Below are 25,022 nucleotides of genomic sequence, written 5' to 3'. Positions count from 1 at the left end.
GTTGGCGATAAGCGTGATCGCACCCTCGTGATGGTCGAACGCGGCGAGATCGGTCGCGAGCAGCATCACCATCTCGGGCACCTGCAGATCATCGGCCGCATGCGAAGGCAGCCGCTCGATCCGCCGAACCATGTCGTAGCCGAGGTAGCCGACCATGCCGCCGGTCAGCGGAGGCAGGTCGGGCAGGCGCTCGGTCTCCAGCAGTGCGAGCGTGGCACCGAGGGCGGCGAGGGGATCGCCGCCGGACGGGGCGTCGGCAGGGGTGGCGCCCAGCCATGCCGCCTCACCATCGACAACCGAGAGCGCACTCGGGCTGCCGGCGCCGATGAAGGACCAACGCGACCAGGACCGCCCGACCTCGGCCGACTCGAACAGGAACGTGCCAGCGCGATCGGCTCCGAGCTTGCGATAGGCCGACAGCGGAGTCTCCGAGTCCGCCAGCACCTTCCGGGTCACCGGAACCACCCGATGCTGCGCGGCAAGCAACCTGAACTGCTCCAACGTGGTGGTGGAGTCGCCGGTCGAGACGGAAGGCGGGGCGGGCGGAAGCGTCGTGGACTCGCCATGCATGGACACCATCATCCCAGCCATTCCAGCGGCGCCTGCGCACCGGTACGTTGGCGTGCATGAAGGCAGGCGAACTCGCACCCGAATTCGAACTCCCCGACCACACCGGCACGAAGCGGTCGCTCACCGCGCTGCTCGCCGACGGTCCCGTGGTGCTCTTCTTCTATCCGGCGGCAAATACGCCGGTCTGCACCAAGGAGGCGTGTCACTTCCGCGACCTCGCCGGTGATTTCGCAGCCGTCGGCGCGGTGCGGGTCGGTATCAGCACCGACAGCACCGACGTGCTCGCCGGTTTCGCCGCCAAGCAGGGCTTCGACTACCCGTTGCTGTCGGATGTCGACGGCTCGGTCGCCGACAAGTTCGGCGTGAAGAAGGGCGGGCTGCTCGGCAAGCTCACGCCGGTGAAGCGCCAGACCTTCGTCATCGACACCGATCGCAAGGTGCTCAAGGTGATCACCGGCGAGCTCAAGGCCAACGTGCACGCCGACGAGGCGCTCGCCGCACTGCGTAACCGCTGATCCGCTTCACCCCTCGTGAGCGGAACTTTTGGTGCGTTCACGAGGGGTGAACGGAAGCGTTCACTCCGTCTAACGCAACGAATCTTCCGTTGTTCATCCATTTATCGGGTGACTGGGCCGGTCAGGCGACCTGGATGGAGCGCTTGGATAGGCCCATCCAGTAACCGTCGATCACCTGCTGCGGTATCTGTTCCGGGTCGCCGGAAGCGCCGAGGGTGACGAACAGCGGGGCGAAGTGCTCGATCGTCGGGTGTGCGTAGGGCATACCCGGCGCCTTCGCGCGGAAGTCGATCAGACCGTCGAGGTCGCCGGCAGCGAATCGCTCCCCCGCCCATGCGTCGAATTCCTTCGACCAGGTCGGGGCCGCCGCGTTCGGCGTCGGGTCGGTCAGGAACGGCAGGCCGTGCGTGGTGAAGCCGGAGCCGATGATCAGCACGCCCTCGTCGCGTAGCGGACGCAGGCGCTCTCCGAGGTGCAGCAGCCGTTGCGGGTCCAGGGTCGGCATCGAGATCTGCAGCACCGGCACGTCCGCGTCCGGATACATCACGGTGAGCGGGACATACGCGCCGTGATCGAGCCCGCGGGTCTCGTCATGCGCTACCGGCTCGCTGTCGGGCATGAGCGCGGCGACCTTGCGCGCGAGTTCGGGCGCGCCCGGTGAGACGTAGGTGACCTCGTAGAAGTGCTGCGGGAATCCCCCGAAGTCATAGGTCAACGGGGTACCGGTGGTTGTGGCGCCGATCGTCAGCGGTGCCGACTCCCAGTGCGCGGACACCACGAGGATTGCGGACGGCTTGGGCAACTCCTTCGACCAGGCCGCCAGCTCGCTCACCCAGCGCGCGTCATCCACCAGCGGTGGCGCACCGTGGCTCAGGTACAGCGCGGGCATTGCGGTCATGGCGACTCCCCGATGTTGAAACTTTGATCACTTGGGTGTTCACAACGCCGTGGGCGCACCTAACTATTCCGCGCGGCCGCGCACCTGTTGGTGTCGTCGCGCATGTCTGGCCATGCGCGCTCCTTCCAACAGGTGCGCGGTGACGGTCTCGCCGTCAGTCCGACTTCCGGGCGATGTAATAGGTATTGAACGGGTCGGACTCGACGTCCGCGATCTGCACGTCGGCGAAGCCGGCATCGGCGAGCATGCGCAGCGCGAGTTGCTCACCCCACACGGTGCCGAGGCCGTCCCCGTCGAGAGCGAGCGAAACGGTCATGCAGTGCATCGTCGAGACGGTGTAGAGGAACGATGCCCACGGCAGCGCCTTGTTGTCCTCGACGTGGCTCGACGCCTTCATATCGACCATCAGGAACACCCCGCCGGGCTTCAGCGCGGTGTAGATATTGGCGAGCACGGCTGCCGGATGTGCCTGATCGTGGATCGTGTCGAATGCGGTGATCGCGTCGAATCGTTGTGTCGCGACTGGTTGCGCCACGTCCTGTTCCACGAAGGCGGCGTTGGTGACGCCAAAGTCGGTTGCTTCGGCGCGGCCGCGTGCGACTGCCTCGGCGGAGAAGTCGTAGCCGGTGAAGGTGCTCTCCGGATATTCGCGCGCCATCAGGTTTATCGCATGCCCACTGCCGCAACCGAAATCGGCCAACGCGACCCCGTGACGCAGTTGGTCGGTCAGACCCGGAGCCAGCGGAAGGATGCCCTCGATAAGGGCCGCGTCGAATATCTGGCCGCTCTCCTCGGCCATGATCGCGTGGAAGCGTGGGAACTTGCTGTAGGGCACCCCGCCGCCGTGGCGGAAGCAGTCGACGACGTCCTGCTCCACCTCGGCGAGCACCGGAATGTACTGCGCGAGTCGGGCCAGGTTGTCCGGCCCGGCCGCGCGGGTGAGCACCGCGGCACGCTCCGCGGGCAGCGAATAGGTATCGGTGGCAGCGTCGTAATCGACGATGCCGCCGGTAGCCAGTCCACCCAGCCACTCGCGGACGTAGCGCTCGCGCAGGTCCGCGGCGTCGGCGATCTGCGCACTCGTTGCCGGCGGCAGGGTGGCCATCGTGTCGAACAATCGGGTCTGGTGCCCGATGGAGAGCAGTAGTGCGATGGAGGCCTGGTTCAGCGTGGACATCACCTGCTCGCCGAACTGCTCGGCGGCGGCGGGATCGAATGAGGTTTCTCTGAGGGCTGTCATGCAACAAACGTAAGAAACCGCAGGTAGACATCGCATCGGGAAAATTGTGTGTCTTCGCTTCCCATGGATGGGGCAAATGGTGCAGACCCAGAACACGTCCTAGACGATGCCGTGCTCGCGAGCCCACGCGGCCGCCGCGGTCCGGGACGAAACGCCGATCTTGGCGAAGATGTTGGCCAGATGCCTGCTGACGGTCTTTTCGCTGATGCACGCGGTCGCAGCAACCTCCCGGTTGGTCGCGCCGGCGGCAATCAGCGCCAGTATCTCGGCCTCGCGGCCCGTGAGTCCGCCAGCGAATGTCCCCGAGTCCAGTCGCCGCGCATCGGCCTCGGCACCGACCTGTCGGTAGATGGCCAACGCGGTGGCGAGATCGGCATCGGCGAGTTCCGGATCTCCGAGTTCCCGGTGTGCCCGCGCGAGCCATTCGTAAACTCGCCCGGTCTCGTACCGCGCATGCTGTTCGCGATAGATCTTGATCGCCTCCAGCAGGTCGGGAACGGCCGCAGCGAAATCGCCGTTCGCGCAACTCACCGCCCCGCGCGCCTGCCGCGCCCACGCGCGGTATCCGACACTCCCGTATGTCGCTGCGGCGGTGGCCAGTTCGGCGCTGAATCGTTCCGCCTCGGCGATCGCGTCGCGCATCAGCGCGACCTCCACGAGCGCGGGCAGGAATCGAACCCGCGAGAGCGGATCCGCACTCTCCGCCGCGGCACGCAGCGCGAGGTACGCCGGCTCCACCCGCCCAGCGGCGCACCACGCCAGCGCCTCACCTGGTTGGGGTTCGGAGCCGAGCGAGCGGGCCTGCTCGTAAGCCTCGGCAGCTCCGGTGAGATCGCCGCGCCGCCTGCGCAATTCACCGAGTGCGTACCATCCTGCCCCGGCGACCCAGACGTTCGCCTCGGCGAGCTCGGTACACAGCGATCGCAATTGCGCTTCGCCATCGGTGACGGCAGAGTCGTAGGCCGCCAATTCCAGCCGGTGCACCCGGCACACGCCGGTGTACGTCTTCTCCGCCGCGAGGGTTTCGCACCAGCGCGACATGGCGTCGGTCCAGGCCCGCATGCGGGCCAGGTCGCCCAGTCGGTGGCAGTAGTGAATCACCACGCAGTAGACGTCGCCTGCCCACAACCGCGGCACCCGATCGGCCAGGATGGGCAGCATCGCCTCATCGAGCTGCGCGAATCCCGTTCTGCCACTACTGATCTCGGCCAGGCCACTCAAGACCAGGCCGAGCGACGCGAGCACCGGCGCATCGAGCCGGACGGCATCGTGTTGCAGCCGCACACCTAGGTCCTGCGCGGGCGTGGGGTCACCGAGTTCGAGCGCGAGCATCGCCTCGAGGTACGCCAGATACCCGCGAGCGGGGCCATCGTGCGCGCCTAGATCCCGGCGCGCGCGATTCAGCCACCCCGACGCCAGCGTGAGGTCGCCGCGGTTGGCCCACAGCAACGACACCTCGAGCGCCTTGGTGCCCGCTCGAACGTCCTCACCCGCGCGCAGCAGCTGGGTGTACACGTCCTCGGCGGCATTGATGCTGCGCTTCGCCTTGCCGATCAGCCAGGCAGATTCGCCAAGCGCCTCGAGATCCTCCACCTGCAATGGCGCCGTGGACGCGGCGCGACTCAGCGCCTCGTATGCGTCGTGCCACTCGCCGCGCAGGTATGCCGCGCGGCCCTGTTCGAGCGACTCGTCCATCGACTCACCGGCCCGACACGGCCTTGGCACTCACGTGAGCAGTATGTCCGAATCGAAGCAGGTGTGGGTGCCCGTGTGGCAGGCCGCGCCCTCCTGATCCACGATCAGGAGCAGCGTGTCGCCGTCGCAGTCCAGGCGCACCTCGTGCACGTACTGCGTGTGGCCCGAGGTCTCGCCCTTTACCCAGTACTGCTGGCGCGAGCGCGAGTAGTAGGTCGCTTTGCGTGTTTCGAGGGTGCGGGCGAGCGCCTCGTCGTCCATCCAGGCGACCATCAGCACGTCGCCGGTCGAGCGCTCCTGCGCGACCGCGGCGACCAGGCCGGCCTCGTTTCGCTTCAGTCGTGCGGAGATATCCGGATCGAGGCTCATGACTCAAAGTTACCTGGTCAGCGGCTGTGCCCGATCAGCGGCGGGCGTCGCCGGGGTCGGTCGCGTCCAGCAACTCCTGCATAGTGCGGCACATCTCGTCGAAACGCTCCTGCCCGACCACATCCGCCCAGCGCCGCTCCATATCGGCCACCCGATTCGCCGCGTCAGCGAGCACACGGCTGCCGCGCTCGGTGGGCTCGATGAGTTTCGCGCGCCCGTCGGTCGGGTCGTTCCGGCGCCGCAGGTACCCGAGCGACTCGAGGTCGTTCACCAATTCGGACGTCGCGGCGAGGCTCAATTGGGCACGGGATGCGATCTCGGTCAGCCTCGCACCAGTGCCGATATTGCCGAAGATCTGCATATGCGGATCCCGCACATCGCCGTAGCCAGCCTCTGCTGCCGGCGACAACAGGTCCCGCCGAAATTCGCGCAGCAAGCGCAGGAGCAATTGCCCGACTGCGAGTCGTTCCGCCGGCAGATCCCTTGACGTCGCCATACAGCTGGAGAATACTACGGTTACCGAAGTTTCGGTTTCCGAATTAAATCAGGAGGCGGCCATGTCCGTCGAAAGTTCGTTCGTGCAGACCCCACTCGGCAAGCTCTACGTCCAGCAGTGCGGTGATGGACCGCCTGCAGTGCTGTGGCACAGCCTGTTTGTGGATTCGGCGTCATGGGGTGACCTGATCGCCAAGTTCGCCCGCCATCGCCGCGTGATCGTGATCGACGGCCCCGCCCACGGCCGCAGCGACCATGTCGCACAACCATTTTCGACGTCAGACTGCGCGGATTTCGTGCCCGGAATCCTGTCCGAGTTGGGGATCGACGGACCGGTCGATTGGGTCGGCAATGCGTGGGGCGGGCACGTCGGGCTCCAGCTCGCGGCGCGGCCCGAGAAGCTGCTACGCAGCTTGGTGACGATCGGTACTCCGGTGCGTGCAATCAACCGACGCGAGCGCGCGACAAAGATCGTTCCGCTCGTGCAGCTCTATCGCGTCGCCGGCCCGAACCGGTTCATCATGCGGACGCTTACCGACGCACTACTGGGTCGGGACGCCGCCCGGTCGAATCCCGAGCAGGCGGAACGAATCATGGATGCGTTCCGCCTCGCGCATCGACCGTCCATGATGCACGCGATGAAGGGGCTCATGCTCGACCGCACCGGCATCGAGCATCTCTTGCCGCGGATCGACATACCGACGCTCATGCTCAGCGCACGCGACGATTCGACGGGCTGGCAGCCGCCCGAGGCCCGTGCCGCCGCAGCGACGATGCCAAACGCGCGCGTCGACGAGGTCGCCGGAGCGGGACACGTCGCGCCGCTGCTTACGGACGCACCAAGGGTGGAACGCCTCGTTCTCGATTTCTGGGCGGAGTGCGCTATCTGACGACGATGCCGGAGTCGCGCATCGCGTCCTTGACCTGCGGAATGAGTAGGTCACCGAAGTGGAACACGCTGGCCGCAAGCACTGCGTCGGCTCCGGCCTCGACTGCGGGTGCGAAATGGTCGACCGCGCCGGCACCACCGCTGGCGATGACCGGGACGTCCACCGCGGCACGCACCGCGCGGATCATCGCCAGATCGAAACCGGCCTTCGTGCCGTCGGCGTCCATCGAGTTCAACAGGATCTCGCCAACGCCAAGTTCGGCGCCGCGCTCGGCCCACTCGACCGCGTCGATGCCGGTACCGCGGCGGCCACCGTGCGTGGTCACCTCCCAGCCCGACGGTGTCGCCGGACTGCCTTCCGGGACGGTCCGCGCATCCACGGACAGCACGATGCACTGCGAGCCGAACCGCTCACTCAGTTCCCGCAGCAACTCGGGCCGGGCGATCGCGGCGGTGTTCACCGACACCTTGTCCGCACCCGCCCGGAGCAGCCGGTCCACGTCGGCGACACTGCGCACACCGCCACCGACGGTGAGCGGAATGAAGACCTGTTCGGCCGTTCGGGTAACCACGTCGATCATGGTTCCGCGGTCGGCCGTCGACGCGGTGACGTCGAGGAACGTGAGCTCGTCGGCGCCCTGTGCGTCGTAGGCGGCAGCGAGTTCGACCGGGTCGCCGGCGTCACGCAGGTTGGTGAAGTTGACGCCCTTGACCACGCGTCCCGCGTCCACGTCCAGACACGGGATCACTCGTACTGCGAGCGTCACGCCGACACCTCTCCGTTTCGTTCGCGCTCGTCAACCGAGGCGATCATCTCCAACAGCTCTTCGTGCACACCGGGCGCCGCCGCGAGCACCGAGCCCGATTCGATTGTCCACGGTTCGCCGGCGAGATCGGTGACCACACCGCCCGCGGCCTCGACCATCAACGCGCCCGCCGCGTTGTCCCACGCGTGGTAGCCGAATACGATCGAGCCGCCGAGCACGCCGGCCGCGGTGTAGGCGAGGTCGATGCCGGTAGAACCGTGCATCCGCACCCGGGACGACAGCCGGCTCAGCTCGCCAAGCACATCGAAGCGGAAGCGGCCCGGAATCCGGCCACGGCTGGCGACATTGAACGCGCCGAACGCGATCATCGAGTCCGCGAGCCGAGCCGGAGCCAGTTGCGGAACCGGCTCGCCGTTGCGCAGCATCGGCCCACCCTTGGCGACCGCGAACCGCTCGCTGAGCAGCGGCAGCCAGGTCAGGCCGACCACCGGCTTGCCGTCCTCGACGAGCGCAAGCAGCATCCCGGTGAGCGGCAACCCGGCCGAGTAGTTGTAGGTGCCGTCGATCGGGTCGATCACCCACACGCGCCCACTGGTCAGCTCGGGGCCACCGAATTCCTCGCCGTGCACCGGAATCCCGGTGCTTTCGAGCAGACCTGCCGAAAGTGTGCGCTCCAGCTCGAGGTCGAGTTCGGTTGCGAAGTCGTTATTGCCCTTGGTAACCGCGCTCGGGGCGCCGACACCCGTTATGAACCGGGCGCTGGCCTCGTCGAGCAGACCACTGGCGATGCCGAGCAGCGACTCCGGCGAGTCCGAGGCCATCGGATCAACCGCTTACCGCGGCGAGCGCCTCGGGCAGGGTGAAACGCCCGGCGTAGAGCGCCTTTCCGACGATCGAGCCCTCCACGCCCTCGTTCACCAGACCCGCGATCGCCCGCAGGTCGTCGAGTGCCGAGACACCGCCGGAGGCGATAACCGGAGCGTCGGTGGCGGCGCAGACCTCGCGCAGCAGATCGAGATTCGGCCCGTTCAGGGTGCCGTCCTTGCTCACGTCGGTCACGACGTAGCGCGAGCACCCGTCGCGGTCGAGGCGCTCGAGCACCTCCCACAGGTCGCCGCCGTCGCTCACCCAACCGCGGCCGCGCAGGCGCCACTGGCCGTCGATCAGCTTGACGTCGAGGCCTACGGCGATGCGGTCGCCGTGCTCGGCGATCGCCCGCGAGCACCATTCGGGATCTTCGATCGCGGCGGTGCCGAGATTCACGCGGGCACAACCGGTGGCGAGCGCAGCGCGCAGCGATTCGTCGTCGCGGATGCCCCCGGATAGCTCGACCTTCACATCGAGTTCGCCGACAACCTCGGCGAGCAGGTCACGATTCGAGCCACGGCCGAAGGCGGCGTCCAGGTCCACGAGATGCACCCACTCGGCGCCATCGTTTTGCCACGCCAGCGCGGCATCACGCGGCGAGCCGTAGCTGGTTTCGCTGCCCGCCTCTCCTTGTACGAGGCGGACGGCCTCACCATTGGCAACATCGACAGCAGGCAAAAGGACCAGGCTCACGTGGAAAGAGCCTACTTGACCTGCGCAGCTTCGCCGCCCGCGGGCGGGCATGACCCACACCCGCTCCAATGTCGACCGGCCTGGACAATCGGGCGTTGGCGACATGGACACCGTGCTGCCACCGCACCGGTCACCGCCGCGGTGGCCTCGATCGAGAGGACGCCCGCACTGTGGGCAAACAGAATCGCCGACGCCGTACCGGACGCAAGGCCGTACCCGGTCCGACGCTGGATGCCGCCGCCCTGTCGAACGATCCGGCCCGGATAGCCGAGGCGATCGCGACGGCAGCGGTGATCTCGACGCAGGGCGACCGGATCGGGGTCCGAAAGTTGATCAACCACCTCGCCGATTCGGGCCGACCGGCGCCGGAAGTAGCCGAGGCCGTCCAGATGGCGAGCAGTCGACTTGTCGCGCAGGCCTTCGAGTTCGGCTGGCTACCGATGGATGTTCATCAGGCCGCGCGACGCCGCGTCGACAACTTCGCGGTGGCCTATCTGACCGATGTGATGGCCAACCATTGCGCGCCGTTCGCACCCGAATCCATCGACGAGACATGGCAGGAACAACTCGACGGACTCGCGGCCACCTGCTGGTGGGACACCGAGCGCGAACACCTCACGCAGTGGGCCGATCGCGCACTCCTCACCGGCCATGAAGCGCTGGCCTCGGTCGTCGCTGCCTTGGCCCTGCTGATCCAGCTACCGAAACTCGGACTGATCCGCCCGCTTCCCGGCACCGCACGCACGCACACATCGCACCACGTCGTGGACGAGAAGACCCTCGGCCGGGTTCGCGGTCTGCTCGCGAAGGCCGAGTCGACCACGTTCGGAGAGGAAGCGGAATCACTTTCGGCCAAGGCCCAGGAACTGATGACCAAGTACGCGATCGACCGTGTTCTGCTCGAAGCCAGCACCGCGGCGGCCGACCTCCCCGCCGCCCGCCGCATCTGGCTCGATACCCCCTACACCGAAGCCAAAGCCCTCCTGATCGACATGGTCACCAGAGCCAACCGCTGCCGCGCCATCTTCGTGTCGGACTGGGGTTTCGTCACCGTCGTCGGCGACGAAACCGACCTCGACGCCGTCGAACTGTTGACGACCTCGCTGCTCGTCCAAGCCACCCGCACGATGATCGACACCGCCGCCGACAGCGAGGAATCCCGTTCCCGCGCGTACCGCAAGGCCTTCCTCACCGCCTACGCCACCCGCATCGGCGAACGCCTCGCCGCCGCGGCCGAGGCCACCATCGCCGAATCCGACCCCGCCCAACTCCTCCCGATCCTTGCCTCCCACCAGCAACAAGTCGACCGAGCCTTCGACACCTACTTCCCGACCGTCCGCACCCGTGGCATCACCATCCGCAGCGCCGAAGGCTGGGACGCCGGCACCCAAGCCGCCGACCGAGCCCACTTCGGCAACCACTGACTCGCGGTCGGCTCAGATCGACTCGACCCAGTTGCGCAGGAGCTGTGCGCCCGCGTCGCCGGATTTCTCCGGGTGGAACTGGGTCGCCGAGAGCGCCCCGTTCTCGACGGCGGCGAGGAACGGCGCACCGTGCTCGGACCACGTCAGCTTCGCCGGGGCGAGCACCTCCGAGGGCGGCAGCGTCCACTCCTGCGCCGCATAGGAGTGCACGAAGTAGAACCGCGTATCGGCATCGAGACCGGCGAACAGCACGCTGTCCTCCGGCGCCTTGACGGTGTTCCAGCCCATGTGCGGCAGGACCGGGGCCTGCAGCCGCTCGACCGTGCCCGGCCACTCACCGCAGCCGTCGGTCTCCACACCGAACTCGACGCCACGCTCGAACAGGATCTGCATGCCGACGCAGATGCCGAGGACCGGGCGGCCACCCGCGAGGCGCTGCCCGATCATCCGCTCGCCGTGCACACCGAGCAGTCCGGACATGCACGCGGCGAACGCGCCGACACCGGGCACCACGAGCCCGTCGGCGGCGAGCACCTTCGCCGGGTCGTCGGTGACCTCCACGTCCGCGCCCGCACGCGCCAGCGCGCGCTCAGCGGAATGCAGGTTCCCCGACCCGTAGTCGAGCAAGGCGATTGTCTTCACGAGCGGCTCATCTCCACGCTTTCAGCGTAAACGGCAGCACCAAAACGACCGCAACTGCCGCGACGGCGAACACCCAGACGTACCCGAGTGCGGTCGCGACCGCGCCGAGCACGAACGACCCGAGCCCGGTACCGGCGTCGTACGAGATGTTCCAAGCGGCACTCGCGGCAGCAAGCCGCCGTCGGCCGGCAATCGCGAAAATTGCTACCAGGCTGTCGTTCTGGCAGATGCCGAAGCCCAGACCGAACAGCGCAGCACCGATCTGCAGCGGCACGGGTTCGAATACCGGACCGAGCGCCGACGCAATCAACACGAGGCCGATGACTGCGACGCTCAGCGCGGGCAGCAGCAACCGGCCGGGCCGGAAGCGGGACGACAACCGGCCCGCCCAGTAGCGGCCGGCCATCGTGGTGACGCCCTGGATCGCGAGCGCGACTCCGGCCGCCGCCGCGGCGTCCTCGGTCGCGATCGGCAGCAGTGCGGACAGTCCGCCGAACGCGGCCGCAACGACCACCATCGCGGCAACCGGCACAGCGATCGTCCACACCGACAGCCCGGCACGCCGGCCCGGCGACAGTGCGGCCGCACGTAGCGAGGGCAGAAACGCCACGCCGGCCGTCGCGACAATCGGAATGGCCGCTCCGAGCGCGAATACCATTGCAGGCGAGACATATTCGTAGATCAGGACTCCGCCCGGGAGTGCCACGATCTGCGGCGCCCCCGCCGCCACCCCTTGTGCTGCGCTTGCGCGGGCCAGTAGCTCCGGCGGACTCAGTTCTGCGATGAGCGCGCTGCCGGTGACAGTGAGCAAGCCGAACCCGATGCCGCGCACCGCCGACACCAACAGCGTGGGGACCGGCGCGACGGTGAACAGCAGTACGAGTGCCGGAATACCGAGCAGGACGCAGCCGCTCGCCAGCACCGGCCGGTATCCGGCCGTGCGCAGCAGTCGCGGCGCAAGCAGCTGCGCAGCGACCGTGGCCGCCATGAACACACCGGTGCTCGCGCCGGCCAACGCATCGGACGCACCCGCCTCCGAGAGTGCGAGCGGGACAACGGCGAGCAGTAGCGACCACCCGGCGAACGCCGCGAAACTGACGGCGAAAGTGGCGGGTAGTCCCGCGACCGAACGGAGCGGAGTTGCCGCGCCCTCGGTGGACGGGATGCCGCTCACCCTCGGGTCGTACTGCGGCTCGTCTCCACTCCTCCAGGGTAATCGGACACCACGACTACGCCGTCGCCGTACCGTCGAGCTGGGTGATGACAGCGATTCGGGAGGTGCGATGAAGTTCGGATTCGTCGGGAGTTTCGGCTCGGTCGAACAGCACGTGCAACTCGCGCGCGAGTGTGAGCGCTGCGGCTGGGACGGGTTCTTCACGTGGGACGCGATCAGCCTGGACGAACCCGGTTTCGAAACGATGGCGACCTGGGACCCGTTCGGTGTGCTTGCCGCCGCCGCAGCGGTGACCGAGCGCATCACACTCGGCGCGATGGTTTTCGCGACTCCTCGGCACCGGCCTTGGGAGTTCGCCCAACGGGCCCTCACCGTCGACCAGCTCTCCGGCGGACGCCTCGTGCTGCCGGTGGGCGTCGGGGTGGCAAACGATCGCGGGTTCGTTTCGGTGCCGGGTCAGGCGTTCGAGCTGCGGGACAAAGCCGTCCTCCTCGACGACATACTCGCGTGGCTCGCGCGCGCGTGGTCGGGTGAGACATTCACCTACGACGGCACGCAGCTGCGCACCGGTGAGTTTCAGTTCCCGCTGCCACCGGTGCGAGGACACATCCCGGTGTGGCCGGTGGCCGTGTGGGACGCCACGCATCCGCCCCTGAAGAGTCTTCGGCGAGCACTGCGCTGGAACGGCATCGTTCCGCAGGTGCGGGGCGAATCGCCCGAAGATGCCGAGGCCGGACCGGAGGAGATCCGCGAGCTCGTCGCTTGGATCCAGAAACAGCGCGGTCCGGACGCCGGCCCGTTCGAGGTGATTGCCCAGGGCCGGCTCGACGCCGATCCCGCGAAGGCCGCCGCGCACGCGCGGACCATGGCCGACGCCGGGGCCACATGGTGGATCGAGTCCTGGTGGGACCCGTCGTCAGCCACGCCCGAAGGGCTGATCGACAAAGTCCGTCAGGGCCCGCCCCGCCTCTGACGACGTGGTCGCCTTACAAGGCGCCCTTCGTGGACGGGATACCGCTCACCCGCGGATCGTCCTCGACGGCCGTGCGCAACGCACGTGCGACAGCCTTGTACTCCGCCTCGGTGATGTGGTGCTGATCGCGGCCATAGAGAACCCGAACGTGCAGGGCGATACGCGCGTTCAGCGCGATCGACTCGAACACGTGCCGGTTGATCACGGTCGAGTACGGCGCACCGGGCGAGCCCGCGATGAGCGCGTGCAGCATGTGGTCCGGCTCGCCGGTGTGTACGCAGTACGGCCGACCGGACACGTCGACGGCGGCATGTACGAGCGTCTCGTCCATCGGGATGTACGCGTCGCCGAAGCGACGGATCCCGACCTTGTCACCAAGCGCCTCGCGCAGCGCCTGGCCGAGCACGATCGCGGTGTCCTCGACTGTGTGGTGCGCCTCGATCTCGATGTCACCCTTGGCGTGCACGAGCAGATCGAAGCTGGCGTGCGCGCCAAGCGCGGTGAGCATGTGATCGAAGAACGGCACACCGGTCGAGATGTCGGTAGCGCCGGTGCCGTCGAGGTTCAGCTCGACCACGATGTTCGATTCCTTCGTGGTGCGCTCCACGCGGGCAGTTCGCGGTGCGGAAACCATGCTTACCGTGCCTCCAGTTCGGTGCTCGCGAGTTTCTCGCTGACGCGAAGGAACTCGTCGTTTTCGGCGGCCAGTCCGATTGTCGCTCTCAGGTGCTTGGGAATACCCACATCGCGAATGAGCACTCCCTCATCGAGATAGTGCTGCCACGCGCGCGGTGCGTCAGCGAAATACCCGAACAACAGGAAGTTCGCATCGCTCGGCACGACCGTGTAGCCGAGTTCGGCCAGCCGGTCCGCGACCCGGTCACGCTCGCGGGACAGCTCGTGCACGCTGCCGAGCGTCTCGTCGGCGTGCCGCAGCGCCGCACGCGCGGCGGCCTGCGTCACCACCGACAGGTGGTACGGCAGCCGGACCAACAGCAGCGCGTCGATGAACGCCGGTGCCGCAACCAGGTAACCGAGCCGACCTCCGGCGAACGCGAACGCCTTGCTCATGGTCCGCGACACCACGACCTTGGTCGGGTACTTGTCGATGAGCTCGACGGCACTTGGGAGCGCGGAGAACTCGGCGTACGCCTCGTCGACCACAACGATGCCGGGCGCGGCCTCGATGATCTGTTCCAGCTCGGGCAGCGGAACGCTGTGCCCGGTGGGGTTGTTCGGACTCGTCACGAACACCACGTCGGGGCGACGCTCCGCAAGTGTCGCGACCGCATAGTCCACATCGAGGGAGTAATCGGCGGCGCGCTTGGCCTCCACCCATTCGGTGTCGATGCCCTCGGAAATGATGGGGTGCATCGAGTACGACGGCACGAAGCCGAGCGCGCTGCGTCCCGGTCCACCGAAGGCCTGCAGCAGCTGCTGCAGAATCTCGTTGGAGCCGTTGGCCGCCCACACATTCGCAGCGGTCACCGCGACACCCGTCTGCCGGGTCAGGTACGCGGCCAGGTCGGTGCGCAGCGCCACCGCATCACGGTCCGGGTACCGGTGCAGTTCGATGGCGGCCGACCGAATGGATTCGGCCACATCATCGATCAGCGCCTGCGTCGGCGGGTGCGGGTTCTCGTTCGTGTTCAGCTGTACCGGCACCGCGAGTTGCGGTGCGCCGTAAGGGGATTTGCCGCGCAGGTTGTCCCGCAGCGGCAAATCTTCCAGCCCGACCCGGGCGCCCGGCGGGATGCTCACTTCGCCTCCGGATTCAGCGGCTCGAAGCGCAGGCGCACGGCAGCACCGTGTGCCGGCAGGTCCTCTGCCTCGGACAGCGCGAGCACGTGCGGCGCCACGTCCTGCAGCGCGGCCTCGGAGTACTCGATGACGTGGATGCCGCGCAGGAAGGTCTGCACGCTCAGCCCCGATGAGTGGCGCGCACAGCCGGCGGTGGGCAGCACGTGGTTCGACCCGGCGCAGTAGTCGCCAAGGCTCACCGGCGCCCACGGGCCGACGAAGATCGCGCCCGCGCTGCTGACCCGCGCGGCCACTTTGGCCGCGTCGAGGGTCTGGATCTCGAGGTGTTCGGCGGCATACGCGTTGGTTACCTTCAGGCCCTGCGCGATGTCGTCGACGAGCACGATGCCCGACTGCGGCCCGGCGAGTGCCTTTGCAACACGCTCGGAGTGCTTGGTGGCGGCGACCTGCACGGTCACCTCTTCGCACACCGCGTCCGCGAGGCGCTCACTATCGGTGACGAGCACACTCGCCGCGAGTACGTCGTGCTCGGCCTGGCTGATCAGATCGGCCGCGACGTGCACCGGATCGGCGCTGTCATCGGCAAGGATCATCACTTCTGTCGGCCCGGCCTCGGCGTCGATGCCGACGAGTCCCTGGCAGAGCCGCTTGGCGGCGGTGACATAGATGTTGCCCGGACCGGTGATCATGTCGACCGGAATCAGGTCGGCGCCATCGGTGTCGGTGCCGCCGTAGCTGAGCAGCGCGACAGCCTGTGCGCCGCCGACGGCCCACACCTCGTCGACTCCGAGCAGCTCGGCGGCGGCCAGGATCGTCGGGTGCGGCAGTCCGTCGAACTGCTTCTGCGGCGGGGAGGCCACAACCAGCGAGCCGACCTCGGCCAGCTGTGCGGGGACCACGTTCATCACGACGCTCGACGGGTAGACCGCGTTGCCGCCGGGCACGTAAAGGCCGACACGCTCAACCGGAACCCACCGCTCGGTGACGATGCCGCCGGGAACGACCTCGGTGGTGGTGTCGGTGCGACGCTGATCGGCGTGCACCTTGCGCGCCCGACGGATTGACTCCTCGAGCGCAGCCCGCACCGCAGGGTCGAGCGCCTCGAGCGCCTTCTTCAATTCCTCGCGCCGGACGCGGACAGTCGCCGGACGAACGCCATCGAACTTCTCGCCGAATTCGAGCGCGGCCTCGGCGCCCCGCTCCCGAACCTCGGAAACGAGGGGGCGCACATGGGGCAACACCGAGTCCACGTCAACACCGCCGCGCGGCAAGGCGGCGCGGAGTTCAGCGGCGGACGGCGTACGCCCACGCAAATCGATGCGGGCGAGCTCGGTGGCAGGCACGGCGATCCCTTCTATCGGTATTGACAACACCGATTATCCAGGATAAACCGCGCACTCCGATCACCCGACCGCCGCCACGGTGCCGGTGAGTTCGCGGGCCCAGTCGCGGGCGCGGTCCAACTCTCCGGTCGCCAGCGGACCGAGCATGCCGGTGACCTTGAAATCTCCTGGCTTGCCGACCATCCGGAAGCCGATCCGGTGCAGCCGCCGGCGTATCGCCCGGGCCGCGGATCCGGTCAGCCATCGTGGCTTGTCCGCACGGGTGCCGAACGACGCCGCTCTGGGGTACGGCTCTGCCGAGGACACGCGGTCGAGCCACTCCCGCAGCCCGACGCGGTTGCTCACCGTGGCCGACGCAACGCGCGATGCCGCGTCGTCGCGGGTCTGCGGCCTGCTCAGACCGAACACATGCGTCGGCCCACCGACCACGAGCAGATCGACGTCGTCCACGAGCAGCGGCGCGTCATCCACATTGGCCACCGTGACGGGACCGAGATTACTGAACTCTTCACCAATCACGTCTGCGATCTTTTCGGTGTTGCCGAACATCGATTCGAAAACGACCAGGGTGCGCATTCCGCACCTCCTCCTTCTTCATCTCCTCCCCTAGAGCGTGCTCCAGTGATGTCCGTCACGAAAGGGCCAAAAGGTGACGCAGGAAAGGCCCTTCGGCACCCCTTCGCTACTGTCGGTACCAGTGGCGCTAATCACCTCATGAAAGTAGGAAGCTTCCATGCCTGAAGCCGTGATCGTCGAGGCCGTCCGCACCCCCATCGGCAAGCGCAACGGATCACTCGCCGACGTGCACGCGACGGACCTGTCCGCGATCGTCTTGAACGAACTCGTCCGGCGTACCGGGGTGGATCCCGTCGACATCGACGATGTGCAGTGGGGATGCGTCACGCAGGTCGGTGACCAGTCGAGCAATGTCGGCCGCTTCTCCGTGCTGGCGGCGGGCTGGCCCGAGACGGTGCCGGCGGTCACCATCAACCGTGCGTGCGGCTCGAGCCAGCAGGCCCTCGACCACGCCGCGTTCGCGGTGATGTCGGGCCAGCAAGAACTGGTCGTCGCGGGTGGTGTGGAGACCATGAGCCGCGTGCCGCTCGGCGCGACGCGCGCATCCGGCGAGCCGTACGGCCCGGCCCCGAAGAAGCGCTACCCCGACGCCGACTTCAACCAGATCACCGGCGCGCAGCTGATCGCCGAGCAGTGGGGCATGTCGCGCGCCGCGCTCGACGAGTACTCGGCGCGCTCGCATGCGCTGACCGCCGCAGCCATCGACAAGGGTGTCTTCGGCTCGCAGACGGTTTCGGTGGATACCCCGAACGGCGCGTTCAGCGTCGATGAGGGCCTGCGCCGCGGCACCAGCGTGGACTCGCTGTCCGGCCTGAAGTCGGTGTCCGGCGAGAACGGCTGGATCCATGCGGGTAACTCCTCGCAGATCTCCGACGGCGCGGCCGCGCTGCTGGTGACCACCCCGGAGAAGGCGAAGGCGCTCGGGCTCAAGCCGATTGCGCGCTACCACACGGGCGCGGTATCGGGCGCTGACCCGAAGCTCGTCCTTACCGGCCCGATCCCGGCGACGCAGAAGGTGCTCGCCAAGTCGGGCCTGAGCATCGGCGACATTGGCGCATTCGAGGTGAACGAGGCGTTCGCGTCGGTGGTGCTGGCGTGGCAGGCCGAAATGGGCGCAGACCTCGACAAGGTGAACCCGCTCGGAGGTGCCATCTCGGTCGGCCACCCGCTCGGTGCGTCGGGCGCGATCCTGATGACGCGGCTCATCAACCACATGCGCGACAACGGGATTCGCTACGGTCTGCAGACCATGTGCGAGGGCGGCGGCACCGCCAACGCGACGATCGTGGAACTGCTCGACGTCTGATCGGCACGCTTCACGAGAGCAAAACTTGTTCGTGGGGGCGAAACTTCGTTCCCGCGAACAAGTTCTGCACTCGTTTGAAACAATTCCGTGTGCGAAATGTGTTTGTGGGTGCAAAATCTTGGCCCCCCGAACACAATTTGCACCCGTTTGGGCGATCGAGCTACATGTCGAGGCCGAGGTCGAGCACACCTACCGAATGGGTGAGCGCACCCACGGCGAGGAAGTCGACACCGGTGCCGGCGTAGTCCGCGGCGACGTCGAGGGTCAGGCCACCAGAGGATTCCAGCTTGGTCCTCGGCGATTTCGTGTTCCGCCGCTGCACGGCAGCCTGGGTCTGCCACAGCGGGAAGTTGTCGAGCAGCACCAGATCGACGCCCTCGTCGAGCACCGCGTCGAGTTGCTCGAGGCTGTCCACCTCGACCTCACACTCGATGTCAGGGTTCAGCTCGCGCACCGCCCGCAGCGCGGCGACAACCGATCCCGCGGCCACGACGTGGTTGTCCTTGATCAGCGCCGCGTCACCAAGACCCATCCGGTGGTTGACCCCGCCGCCGACGCGAACCGCGTACTTCTGCAGCGCGCGCAGGCCCGGCAATGTCTTGCGGCTGTCGCGGATTCGGCAGTTCGTTCCCTCGACGGCGTCCACCCAGGCCGCGGTCGCGGTCGCGATGCCGGAGAGATGGCACATCAGGTTGAGCATGGTCCGCTCGGCCGTCAGCAGTCCGCGGGTCGGCGCGTGCACAGTGAGCACGCTCTGACCGGGCGTGACGCGGGTGCCGTCCTGGACCCGGTCGAGCACCTCGTAGGAGCCGGCACCGATGACCTCGTCGAGCACGAGCAGGCCGACATCGATGCCCGCGACCGTACCCGGCACCCTGGACACAACCGCAGCTTTCGCGCTCGCATCCTCGGGAACCGTTGCCACACTGGTGATATCCGGTCCGTAACGGAGATCCTCGTCGAGCGCAGTGCGGATGAGCGCGAGCAGTTCGTCGCGATCGAGGTCGTTCACAGCACTCCTGCCAATCGGGGGTCGGTCGCGGCGAGAACGCCGTCGGTGGTGAGCCGCACAGCAATACTGCGGCGCTGCGAATCGTCGGCGTCGGGGTAGTCCGCCCGGGTGTGGCAACCGCGACTCTCGGTGCGCAGCCGCGCCGCGAGCACGAGCGCCTGCGCGGTGACCGTGAGCGCCGAATCCTCCAGTGCAGCAATATCTCCCGGCACGGACCCAGCGGCGTGCGCGAGCTCCGCCGTGGCGAGATCGAGCCCCGCGCCGTCGCGCACCACACCGGCGTGGGCGGTCATCGCTTGCTGCACCTGTGCGCGCGGCAGCACCGGCTGGGGCGACAAGACGGTGTCGAGCACCTCCGCCCGGACTTCGCGGCGTTCGGCCGCCGCAGCGCCGGCACGCTCGCCGATGACCAAGCCCTCGAGCAAGCTGTTGGACGCCAAGCGGTTTGCGCCGTGCAGGCCGGTGCGGGCAACCTCGCCCGCGGCGTACAGGCCGGGCACATCGGTACGCCCGTACAGGTCTGTGACCACGCCGCCGCATTGGTAATGCGCCGCGGGTGCGACCGGGATCAGATCGTGGCGCGGATCGATTCCGGCTTCGCGACAGGACGTGGTGATCGTCGGGAATCGCTTCGCGAAGCCGCCGATTCCCCGCGCGTCGAGATAGACGTGATCGGTGCCCGTTGCACGCATCCGTTCGGCGATTGCCTTCGACACGACATCACGCGGCGCGAGATCTCCGAGCGGATGCACGCCTTCGGTGACGCCCGCACCGGTGGCATCGACGAGCCGCGCACCCTCCCCACGCACCGCCTCACTGATGAGTGGCCGCCGCCCGAGCCCACCGGCGGCGAAGAGAACCGTCGGATGGAACTGGACGAATTCGAGATCCGCGACCATGGCACCCGCGGAGAGCGCGAGCCCGATACCGTCCGCGGTGGCGCCGGCCGGGTTGGTGCTGCACGCATACAACTGCCCGAATCCACCCGTCGCCAAGAGCACGGCAGGCGCATGGATAACTCCGAAACCGTTGTCCGACAACGCGATCACGCCTTGCACGCCGTCGACGGACGCCACCACGCGCGCGGCCGCAGCACCGAACAGCACCGGCATCCCAGCCGCGCCGAGGGCGCGCTGCACCTCGGCGCCGGTGGCGTCGCCGCCCGCGTGAATGATCCTGCGCGTGCTGTGCCCGCCCTCGCGGGTCCGCAGCACCGCTCCATCGCCGCCCTGATCGAAGACCGCACCGAGGTCGGTGAGGATGCCCACCGCGTGCCGGCCCGCGCCGACGATCGACTTCACCGCCTCCGGATCACACAGCCCAGCACCCGCCGCGATCGTGTCCGCGGCATGCGCGTCCTCGGTGTCATCGATGTCGCCCACGACGGCGATGCCGCCCTGCGCATATTGGGTCGCTGTGTCTGTGGGCCCGCCCTTGCTGAGCGTCAGTACGCGCAGCCCGAGCAGCGAGGCAGTCCGCGCAGCGGTCAGCCCCGCAACTCCGCCGCCGATTACGACCAGGTCCGCATCGGCCTCCCAGGTGGAGGCCGATCTGCGGACCCCGGTCACTCGCCTCCGCCCGGGTTACCGATCGCGATCATCCGCTGCACGGACGAACGCGCCCGAGCCGCGGTATCGGGATCGACGAATACCTCGTCGGCACCCTCGGTGAGGCAACGCAGCAGCGCCGCCGGGGTGATCATCTTCATGTACTTGCAGGACGCGCGGTCGTTGACCGCCTGGAAGTCGATGCCGGGCGCCGCCTTGCGCAGCTGGTGCAGCATGCCGACCTCGGTCGCCACCAGGACCTGCGTCGACGGCGCCTTCGGGTCGCTCTGCAAGCGCCGCTCCTGCACCTCCTTGGCGACGTCGATCATGCCGCCGGTGGACAGGATGTGAACCCGGTCCGCGGGGAAGGAGCCCTCGCCGGCGAGGTACAGCGCCGAGGTGGCGCAGCCGCACTCGGGGTGCACGAACAGTTCGGCGTCCGGGTGGCTGCGGGCCTGCTCGGTGAGCTCGTCACCGTTGATGCCGGCGTGCACGTGGCACTCGCCCGCCCAGATCTGCATGTTCTCGCGACCGGTGACGCGCTTGACGTGCGCACCGAGGAACTGGTCCGGGAGGAACAGCACCTCGCGGTCCGGGTCGATCGAGGCGACCACGTCGACCGCGTTGGACGAGGTGCAGCAAATGTCGGTGAGACCCTTCACCTCGGCCGTGGTGTTCACGTAGGACACCACGACTGCGTCGGGGAACTCGGCCTTCCAGGCGCGCAGCTCGTCGGCGTTGATGGAATCGGCCAGCGAGCAGCCCGCGCGCTCGTCCGGAATCAGCACCGTCTTGTCCGGGCTCAGGATCTTCGCCGTCTCGGCCATGAAGTGCACGCCGCAGAAGACGATGGTGTCCTCGGGCGCCTCGGCCGCGATTCGGGAGAGAGCCAGCGAGTCACCGACGTGATCGGCGATGTCCTGGATCTCGGGCAGCTGGTAGTTGTGCGCCAGGATCGTGGCATTGCGCTCCCGGGCGAGGCGTTTGATCTCCTCGGCCCACTCGGGGGTGGCGGCGATGCCGGTGTACCCCTCTGCGCCGTTGTGGATGCGTTCCAATGTCGGCGTCGCCATGTCGAGATTCCTTCCCAGCGCCATCGGCCGGATGTCCGATTAGCCCCTATCGGAGTTTTCGACTTAGAATCGAAAACATGCCACATACTAGCACCGTTCACGAATCGCTCACCGCGGTGTTCCAGGTGCGTCACTTCGACGCCACCGCGGCGACCGGCAATGGGCACCCTGAGCTGGCGGTTCTGCTGTGGCAGCGCGCGATGGACCCGCAGCGTGGTACCTGGTCGCTCCCCGGTGGCACACTGCGCAACGACGAGGATCTGCCCACCTCCGCGCACCGCCAGCTGGCCGAAAAAGTCGATGTTCGCAAGCTGTCGCATCTCGAACAGCTCTCGGTATTCAGCGCCCCGGATCGGGTTCCCGGTCCCCCGCGCCGGATCGCCTCGACCTTCCTCGGCCTGGTGCCCCTGACCGCCGACCCGCAGCTGCCCGAAGACACCCACTGGCACCCGGTATCGCGGCTGCCTGAGATGTCGTTCGACCACGGCATCGTGGTGGAATACGCGCGTACTCGCCTGGCCGCGAAGCTCTCCTACACAAATATCGCTTTCGGGCTGTCGCCCGCCGAGTTCACGATGTCAACGTTGCGCGAAATCTACTGCGCTGCATTGGGTTACGAGGTGGACACGACCAACCTTCAGCGGGTACTCACCCGTCGACAGGTGCTGCTCCCGACAGGGACGACCGCATCCTCCGGTCCCAATGGCGGTCGTCCCGCTGCGCTCTACCGGTTCAGCGACACCGCGCTACGCGTTACCGACGAGTTCGCGGCGCTTCGCCCGCCGGGCTGATTCGCGCGCGATCCGGGCCGCGACCCGGCCTCCGTCCCGTCCTGCACCGCCGACCAGCATCGATGCGAACGCGTACTGGAAGGGCAGTCCGACGAAGTACAGGCCGGGATGGTCCGGCGAGGCTCCGCGCTGTTGGACCGGCCAGCCGTCCTCGCCGATGACGTCGAAGTCGATCCAGCTGACGTCCTTGACGAAGCCGGTGCACCAGACGATGTTGCGCACGTCCAGGACCTGCCCGTCGTCCAGTTGAGGCTTGCCGTCAACGACACCGACGACCCGCTGCTCGATGTGCTCGACGCCGGCCGCGGTCAAGTGCTGCCGCTTCACGCGCAACAGCGGGCCGCCGCCGGCGCGAATGTGCGGGCGAGCCTTCCGGCCGAGCGGGGTCCGCTCGGTGAGCACATGGTTGGCCGCGAACCACATGATCGGCATGGCGATGTGTGCGACCGGCCCCTCGATATTGAAGGGAAGCTCACCGTGCACCCGTCCCGCGACAATTGTTTGATGGGTCGCGGAGACGTCGAGAGCGATGTCACCGCCGCTGTGCGCCAGCCCAACCACGAGCACGGGACCGTCCTGGAGTTGGCTCGGATTGCGGTAGTCGTTCGAATGCATCTGGCGCACAGAAGAATCCACGTCCTTGGCGCACTCCGGGGTCTTCGGAGTCTGCCAGCCGCCGGTGGCGACGACGACGTTGTTGCAGCTGAACTTTCGATCGTCGCAGTCGATCAAGTACCCGTCGCCGTTCTTGCGTAGCCGTTGCACCGATACCCCTGTCTGAATCGGGAAGTCGAAACGTGTCGCGTACGCCTCGAGGTAATCGGCGAATTCGTCCTTGCTCGGCCACGACCAGTCGGCCGCGGGCACGCCCCAGCCGGGCAAACCGTCGTACTTCGCCGGGCTGTACAGCCGCAGCGAATCGAATCGCTTCCGCCACACGTCGCCGACCCGGTTATTGGATTCGAGAACGAGGAACTCCTGCCCGCGGCGTTGCAGGTGGTAGGCAGTGGACAGTCCGGCCTGGCCCGCCCCGATGACGATGGTGTCGATGTGGGTGATGTTCATGACGACTCCCTTCCTTACATCGACGGTAGAAATCGGGAGGTGCGCACCGCGTCGGGCGAAATACCCATCCAGTACCGGCAGGTATGGGTATTTCTGCGCAACCGCTGGCGAGGCGTTAACGAAACGCGCCCCGGCGCGCGATCAGAGCAGGCCGTGCTCGGTGCCCGATCAGAGCAGGCCGTGCTCGGTGCCCGATCAGAGCAGGCCGTGCTCGGTGCCCGATCAGAGCAGGCCGTGCTCGGTGCCCGATCAGAGCAGGCCGTGCTCGGTGCCCGATCAGAGCAGGCCGTGCTCGGTGCCCGATCAGAGCAGGCCGTGCTCGGTGCCCGATCAGAGCAGGCCGTGCTCGGTGCCCGATCAGAGCAGGCCGTGCTCGTAGGCATAACTTGTCGCCGCCGCGCGGGACTTGAGTCCGAGTTTGGTGAAGATATTGCTCAGGTGCCGCGCCACCGTCTTCTCGCTGAGGAACAGCGAAGTAGCAATCTCGCGGTTGGTATGCCCGGCCGCCACTTCTCGCAGCACGTCGAGTTCACGCGCGGTGAGCAGCCCGGCGACCGGCGCCGGGGCCAGCCGCGACGCATCCGGAGCGGCACCGAGTGCTTCGAAAGTGCCTAGTGCCGAGGCGAATTCGAGGGCAGCGGCATCATCATCGCCGAGTGCAGCGCAACCGCGACCGATGAGCTCGCGCACCCGCGCCGCCTCGTAGGTGGCACCCAGCTTGCGCCAGAATTCCTGCGCCCGGCGCAGCCGCGCCAATGCGGGGCCGATCTTGCCGCGCGCGAGCATTACCTCGCCCCCACGATGATCCGCTGCAGCATGCAGGTACGGTGCGTCGAATTGTCTTGCTAACGAAGCTAGTTCCTCGGCTGCGCGGCCTGCGTCATCGAGATCACCTGCAGCGATCGCAATCTCGACGAATGCGATCAGCACGTTCGTCCGCAGCACCGGCCGTTCCTGCGCCTCCTGGTACAGCCTGCGAATCGTGCGCTGCGCGGTCTCGTTCTGCCCCTGAGCAAGTCGCAGCAAGGCCAACCCGGGCTGGGGTTCGCGGCCCTGCTCGCTGGCCCGCCAATAGGCCTCTTCCGACGCCGCGAGATCTCCGCGCAGCCGGTACAGATCGCCGAGCAGATAGAGCGCTTCTCCCCCCGAGACCTGGTCGGTGGACAGCGTGGATCGTTCGCACGCCAGGTTTGCCGTCGTCACCGCGTCCGTCCAATCACCGCGCAGGCACATGATTTCCGCGCGGTGCACCTGACAGGCCGCCGAGTACGGCACCAGATCGGGCTGCCGGTCGCAGAACCGGGCGAGCGCGCCGGACCATTCGCGCGCACGGTCGA

25 protein-coding genes and 1 pseudogene are annotated in these 25,022 nt (G+C 67.6%); 6 read left to right on the top strand and 20 right to left on the bottom strand.

Annotated features, from left to right (window positions below):
- A pseudogene (locus tag A8G08_RS07985) lies at positions 1-570 on the bottom strand (anthranilate synthase component I); the annotation flags it as partial.
- 56 nt (positions 571-626) lie between these two features.
- Here A8G08_RS07985 and A8G08_RS07980 point away from each other — a divergent pair.
- A complete protein-coding gene (locus tag A8G08_RS07980) occupies positions 627-1,085 on the top strand; it encodes a peroxiredoxin (RefSeq protein ID WP_068272453.1) in 459 nt (152 codons plus the stop codon).
- 121 nt (positions 1,086-1,206) lie between these two features.
- Here the strand turns inward: A8G08_RS07980 and A8G08_RS07975 are convergent, their stop codons facing one another.
- From A8G08_RS07975 to A8G08_RS07955, 5 genes are all read right to left on the bottom strand, one after another.
- The gene (locus A8G08_RS07975) at positions 1,207-1,983 is read right to left on the bottom strand and encodes a dioxygenase family protein (RefSeq protein WP_068272450.1); all 777 of its coding nucleotides are present in this window, start codon (positions 1,981-1,983) and stop codon (positions 1,207-1,209) included.
- Between the two features lie 154 nt (positions 1,984-2,137).
- Positions 2,138-3,223, bottom strand: coding sequence for a class I SAM-dependent methyltransferase (locus A8G08_RS07970; protein ID WP_068272448.1), 1,086 nt, complete (start codon positions 3,221-3,223; stop codon positions 2,138-2,140).
- Positions 3,224-3,322: 99 nt separating this feature from the next.
- Positions 3,323-4,918, bottom strand: a complete 1,596-nt coding sequence (locus A8G08_RS07965; RefSeq protein WP_068272445.1) for a helix-turn-helix domain-containing protein — start codon at positions 4,916-4,918, stop codon at positions 3,323-3,325.
- A 30-nt stretch (positions 4,919-4,948) separates the two neighbouring features.
- Positions 4,949-5,287: a phosphoribosyl-AMP cyclohydrolase gene (hisI, locus tag A8G08_RS07960; RefSeq protein ID WP_068272441.1), complete on the bottom strand. Its 339-nt coding sequence runs from the start codon at positions 5,285-5,287 to the stop codon at positions 4,949-4,951.
- A gap of 34 nt (positions 5,288-5,321) precedes the next feature.
- Entirely contained in the window at positions 5,322-5,783 is a 462-nt protein-coding gene (locus tag A8G08_RS07955; RefSeq protein ID WP_068272440.1) for a MarR family winged helix-turn-helix transcriptional regulator, read from the bottom strand.
- Positions 5,784-5,844: 61 nt separating this feature from the next.
- Here A8G08_RS07955 and A8G08_RS07950 point away from each other — a divergent pair, with 61 nt between their 5' ends.
- Positions 5,845-6,672, top strand: coding sequence for an alpha/beta fold hydrolase (locus tag A8G08_RS07950; RefSeq protein WP_068272439.1), 828 nt, complete (start codon positions 5,845-5,847; stop codon positions 6,670-6,672).
- Here A8G08_RS07950 and hisF read toward each other — a convergent pair.
- The 3 genes from hisF to priA are packed head-to-tail and all read right to left on the bottom strand — an operon-like array spanning position 6,665 to position 8,998.
- On the bottom strand, positions 6,665-7,438 hold the full coding sequence (gene hisF, locus A8G08_RS07945) for an imidazole glycerol phosphate synthase subunit HisF (protein ID WP_068272437.1): 774 nt from the start codon (positions 7,436-7,438) through the stop codon (positions 6,665-6,667). The two genes, A8G08_RS07950 and hisF, sit on opposite strands and share 8 nt — an antisense overlap.
- On the bottom strand, positions 7,435-8,259 hold the full coding sequence (locus A8G08_RS07940; RefSeq protein ID WP_068272436.1) for an inositol monophosphatase family protein: 825 nt from the start codon (positions 8,257-8,259) through the stop codon (positions 7,435-7,437). Before A8G08_RS07940 ends, hisF begins: the two co-directional genes overlap by 4 nt.
- 4 nt (positions 8,260-8,263) lie before the next feature.
- Entirely contained in the window at positions 8,264-8,998 is a 735-nt protein-coding gene (gene priA / locus A8G08_RS07935; RefSeq protein ID WP_068272433.1) for a bifunctional 1-(5-phosphoribosyl)-5-((5-phosphoribosylamino)methylideneamino)imidazole-4-carboxamide isomerase/phosphoribosylanthranilate isomerase PriA, read from the bottom strand.
- Between the two features lie 68 nt (positions 8,999-9,066).
- Between priA and A8G08_RS07930 the strand changes: the two genes are divergently transcribed.
- Entirely contained in the window at positions 9,067-10,422 is a 1,356-nt protein-coding gene (locus A8G08_RS07930) for a DUF2786 domain-containing protein (protein ID WP_245672721.1), read from the top strand.
- A gap of 12 nt (positions 10,423-10,434) precedes the next feature.
- Here A8G08_RS07930 and hisH read toward each other — a convergent pair whose 3' ends face one another.
- Both hisH and A8G08_RS07920 read right to left on the bottom strand, forming a co-directional pair.
- Positions 10,435-11,064, bottom strand: a complete 630-nt coding sequence (gene hisH / locus A8G08_RS07925) for an imidazole glycerol phosphate synthase subunit HisH (protein ID WP_068272428.1) — start codon at positions 11,062-11,064, stop codon at positions 10,435-10,437.
- Positions 11,065-11,071: 7 nt separating this feature from the next.
- The gene (locus tag A8G08_RS07920; RefSeq protein ID WP_245672720.1) at positions 11,072-12,238 is read right to left on the bottom strand and encodes an MFS transporter; all 1,167 of its coding nucleotides are present in this window, start codon (positions 12,236-12,238) and stop codon (positions 11,072-11,074) included.
- Positions 12,239-12,347: 109 nt separating this feature from the next.
- Between A8G08_RS07920 and A8G08_RS07915 the strand changes: the two genes are divergently transcribed.
- The gene (locus tag A8G08_RS07915; protein ID WP_068272425.1) at positions 12,348-13,211 is read left to right on the top strand and encodes an LLM class flavin-dependent oxidoreductase; all 864 of its coding nucleotides are present in this window, start codon (positions 12,348-12,350) and stop codon (positions 13,209-13,211) included.
- Positions 13,212-13,224: 13 nt separating this feature from the next.
- Here A8G08_RS07915 and hisB read toward each other — a convergent pair whose 3' ends face one another.
- The 4 genes from hisB to A8G08_RS07895 are packed head-to-tail and all read right to left on the bottom strand — an operon-like array spanning position 13,225 to position 16,891.
- Positions 13,225-13,845 carry an imidazoleglycerol-phosphate dehydratase HisB gene (gene hisB / locus A8G08_RS07910; RefSeq protein ID WP_068272423.1) on the bottom strand — a complete coding sequence of 207 codons (621 nt, stop codon included), beginning with the start codon at positions 13,843-13,845 and terminating at the stop codon, positions 13,225-13,227.
- A 2-nt stretch (positions 13,846-13,847) separates the two neighbouring features.
- Positions 13,848-14,972 carry a histidinol-phosphate transaminase gene (locus A8G08_RS07905; RefSeq protein ID WP_068272422.1) on the bottom strand — a complete coding sequence of 375 codons (1,125 nt, stop codon included), beginning with the start codon at positions 14,970-14,972 and terminating at the stop codon, positions 13,848-13,850.
- On the bottom strand, positions 14,969-16,315 hold the full coding sequence (gene hisD / locus A8G08_RS07900) for a histidinol dehydrogenase (protein ID WP_068272421.1): 1,347 nt from the start codon (positions 16,313-16,315) through the stop codon (positions 14,969-14,971). The genes A8G08_RS07905 and hisD overlap by 4 nt, the downstream gene beginning before the upstream one ends.
- 60 nt (positions 16,316-16,375) lie before the next feature.
- Positions 16,376-16,891, bottom strand: a complete 516-nt coding sequence (locus A8G08_RS07895) for a flavodoxin family protein (protein WP_068272418.1) — start codon at positions 16,889-16,891, stop codon at positions 16,376-16,378.
- A gap of 157 nt (positions 16,892-17,048) precedes the next feature.
- On the opposite strand from A8G08_RS07895, the gene A8G08_RS07890 reads away from it, so the two are divergent.
- Positions 17,049-18,197, top strand: coding sequence for a thiolase family protein (locus A8G08_RS07890; protein ID WP_068272417.1), 1,149 nt, complete (start codon positions 17,049-17,051; stop codon positions 18,195-18,197).
- A 160-nt stretch (positions 18,198-18,357) separates the two neighbouring features.
- On the opposite strand, the gene nadC is transcribed toward A8G08_RS07890, so the two are convergent.
- Genes nadC through nadA form a run of 3 tightly spaced genes read right to left on the bottom strand, consistent with a single transcriptional unit; the run spans position 18,358 to position 21,829 of the window.
- Positions 18,358-19,209: a carboxylating nicotinate-nucleotide diphosphorylase gene (gene nadC / locus A8G08_RS07885; RefSeq protein ID WP_245672719.1), complete on the bottom strand. Its 852-nt coding sequence runs from the start codon at positions 19,207-19,209 to the stop codon at positions 18,358-18,360.
- Positions 19,206-20,777, bottom strand: coding sequence for an L-aspartate oxidase (locus tag A8G08_RS07880; RefSeq protein ID WP_068272416.1), 1,572 nt, complete (start codon positions 20,775-20,777; stop codon positions 19,206-19,208). The genes nadC and A8G08_RS07880 overlap by 4 nt, the downstream gene beginning before the upstream one ends.
- Positions 20,774-21,829, bottom strand: a complete 1,056-nt coding sequence (gene nadA / locus A8G08_RS07875; protein ID WP_157108459.1) for a quinolinate synthase NadA — start codon at positions 21,827-21,829, stop codon at positions 20,774-20,776. Before nadA ends, A8G08_RS07880 begins: the two co-directional genes overlap by 4 nt.
- Positions 21,830-21,906: 77 nt before the next feature.
- On the opposite strand from nadA, the gene A8G08_RS07870 reads away from it, so the two are divergent.
- The gene (locus tag A8G08_RS07870) at positions 21,907-22,620 is read left to right on the top strand and encodes an NUDIX hydrolase (RefSeq protein ID WP_068272412.1); all 714 of its coding nucleotides are present in this window, start codon (positions 21,907-21,909) and stop codon (positions 22,618-22,620) included.
- On the opposite strand, the gene A8G08_RS07865 is transcribed toward A8G08_RS07870, so the two are convergent.
- Positions 22,576-23,685 carry a flavin-containing monooxygenase gene (locus A8G08_RS07865; protein WP_068272409.1) on the bottom strand — a complete coding sequence of 370 codons (1,110 nt, stop codon included), beginning with the start codon at positions 23,683-23,685 and terminating at the stop codon, positions 22,576-22,578. The genes A8G08_RS07870 and A8G08_RS07865 overlap by 45 nt on opposite strands.
- A gap of 357 nt (positions 23,686-24,042) precedes the next feature.
- The coding region (locus tag A8G08_RS28260) for a helix-turn-helix transcriptional regulator (protein WP_281182133.1) at positions 24,043-25,022 on the bottom strand (980 nt) is incomplete at its 5' end.

The organism is Aldersonia kunmingensis (assembly GCF_001646865.1).
GTDB lineage: Bacteria > Actinomycetota > Actinomycetes > Mycobacteriales > Mycobacteriaceae > Aldersonia > Aldersonia kunmingensis.
This window is presented reverse-complemented; position numbering and strand designations above follow the sequence as displayed.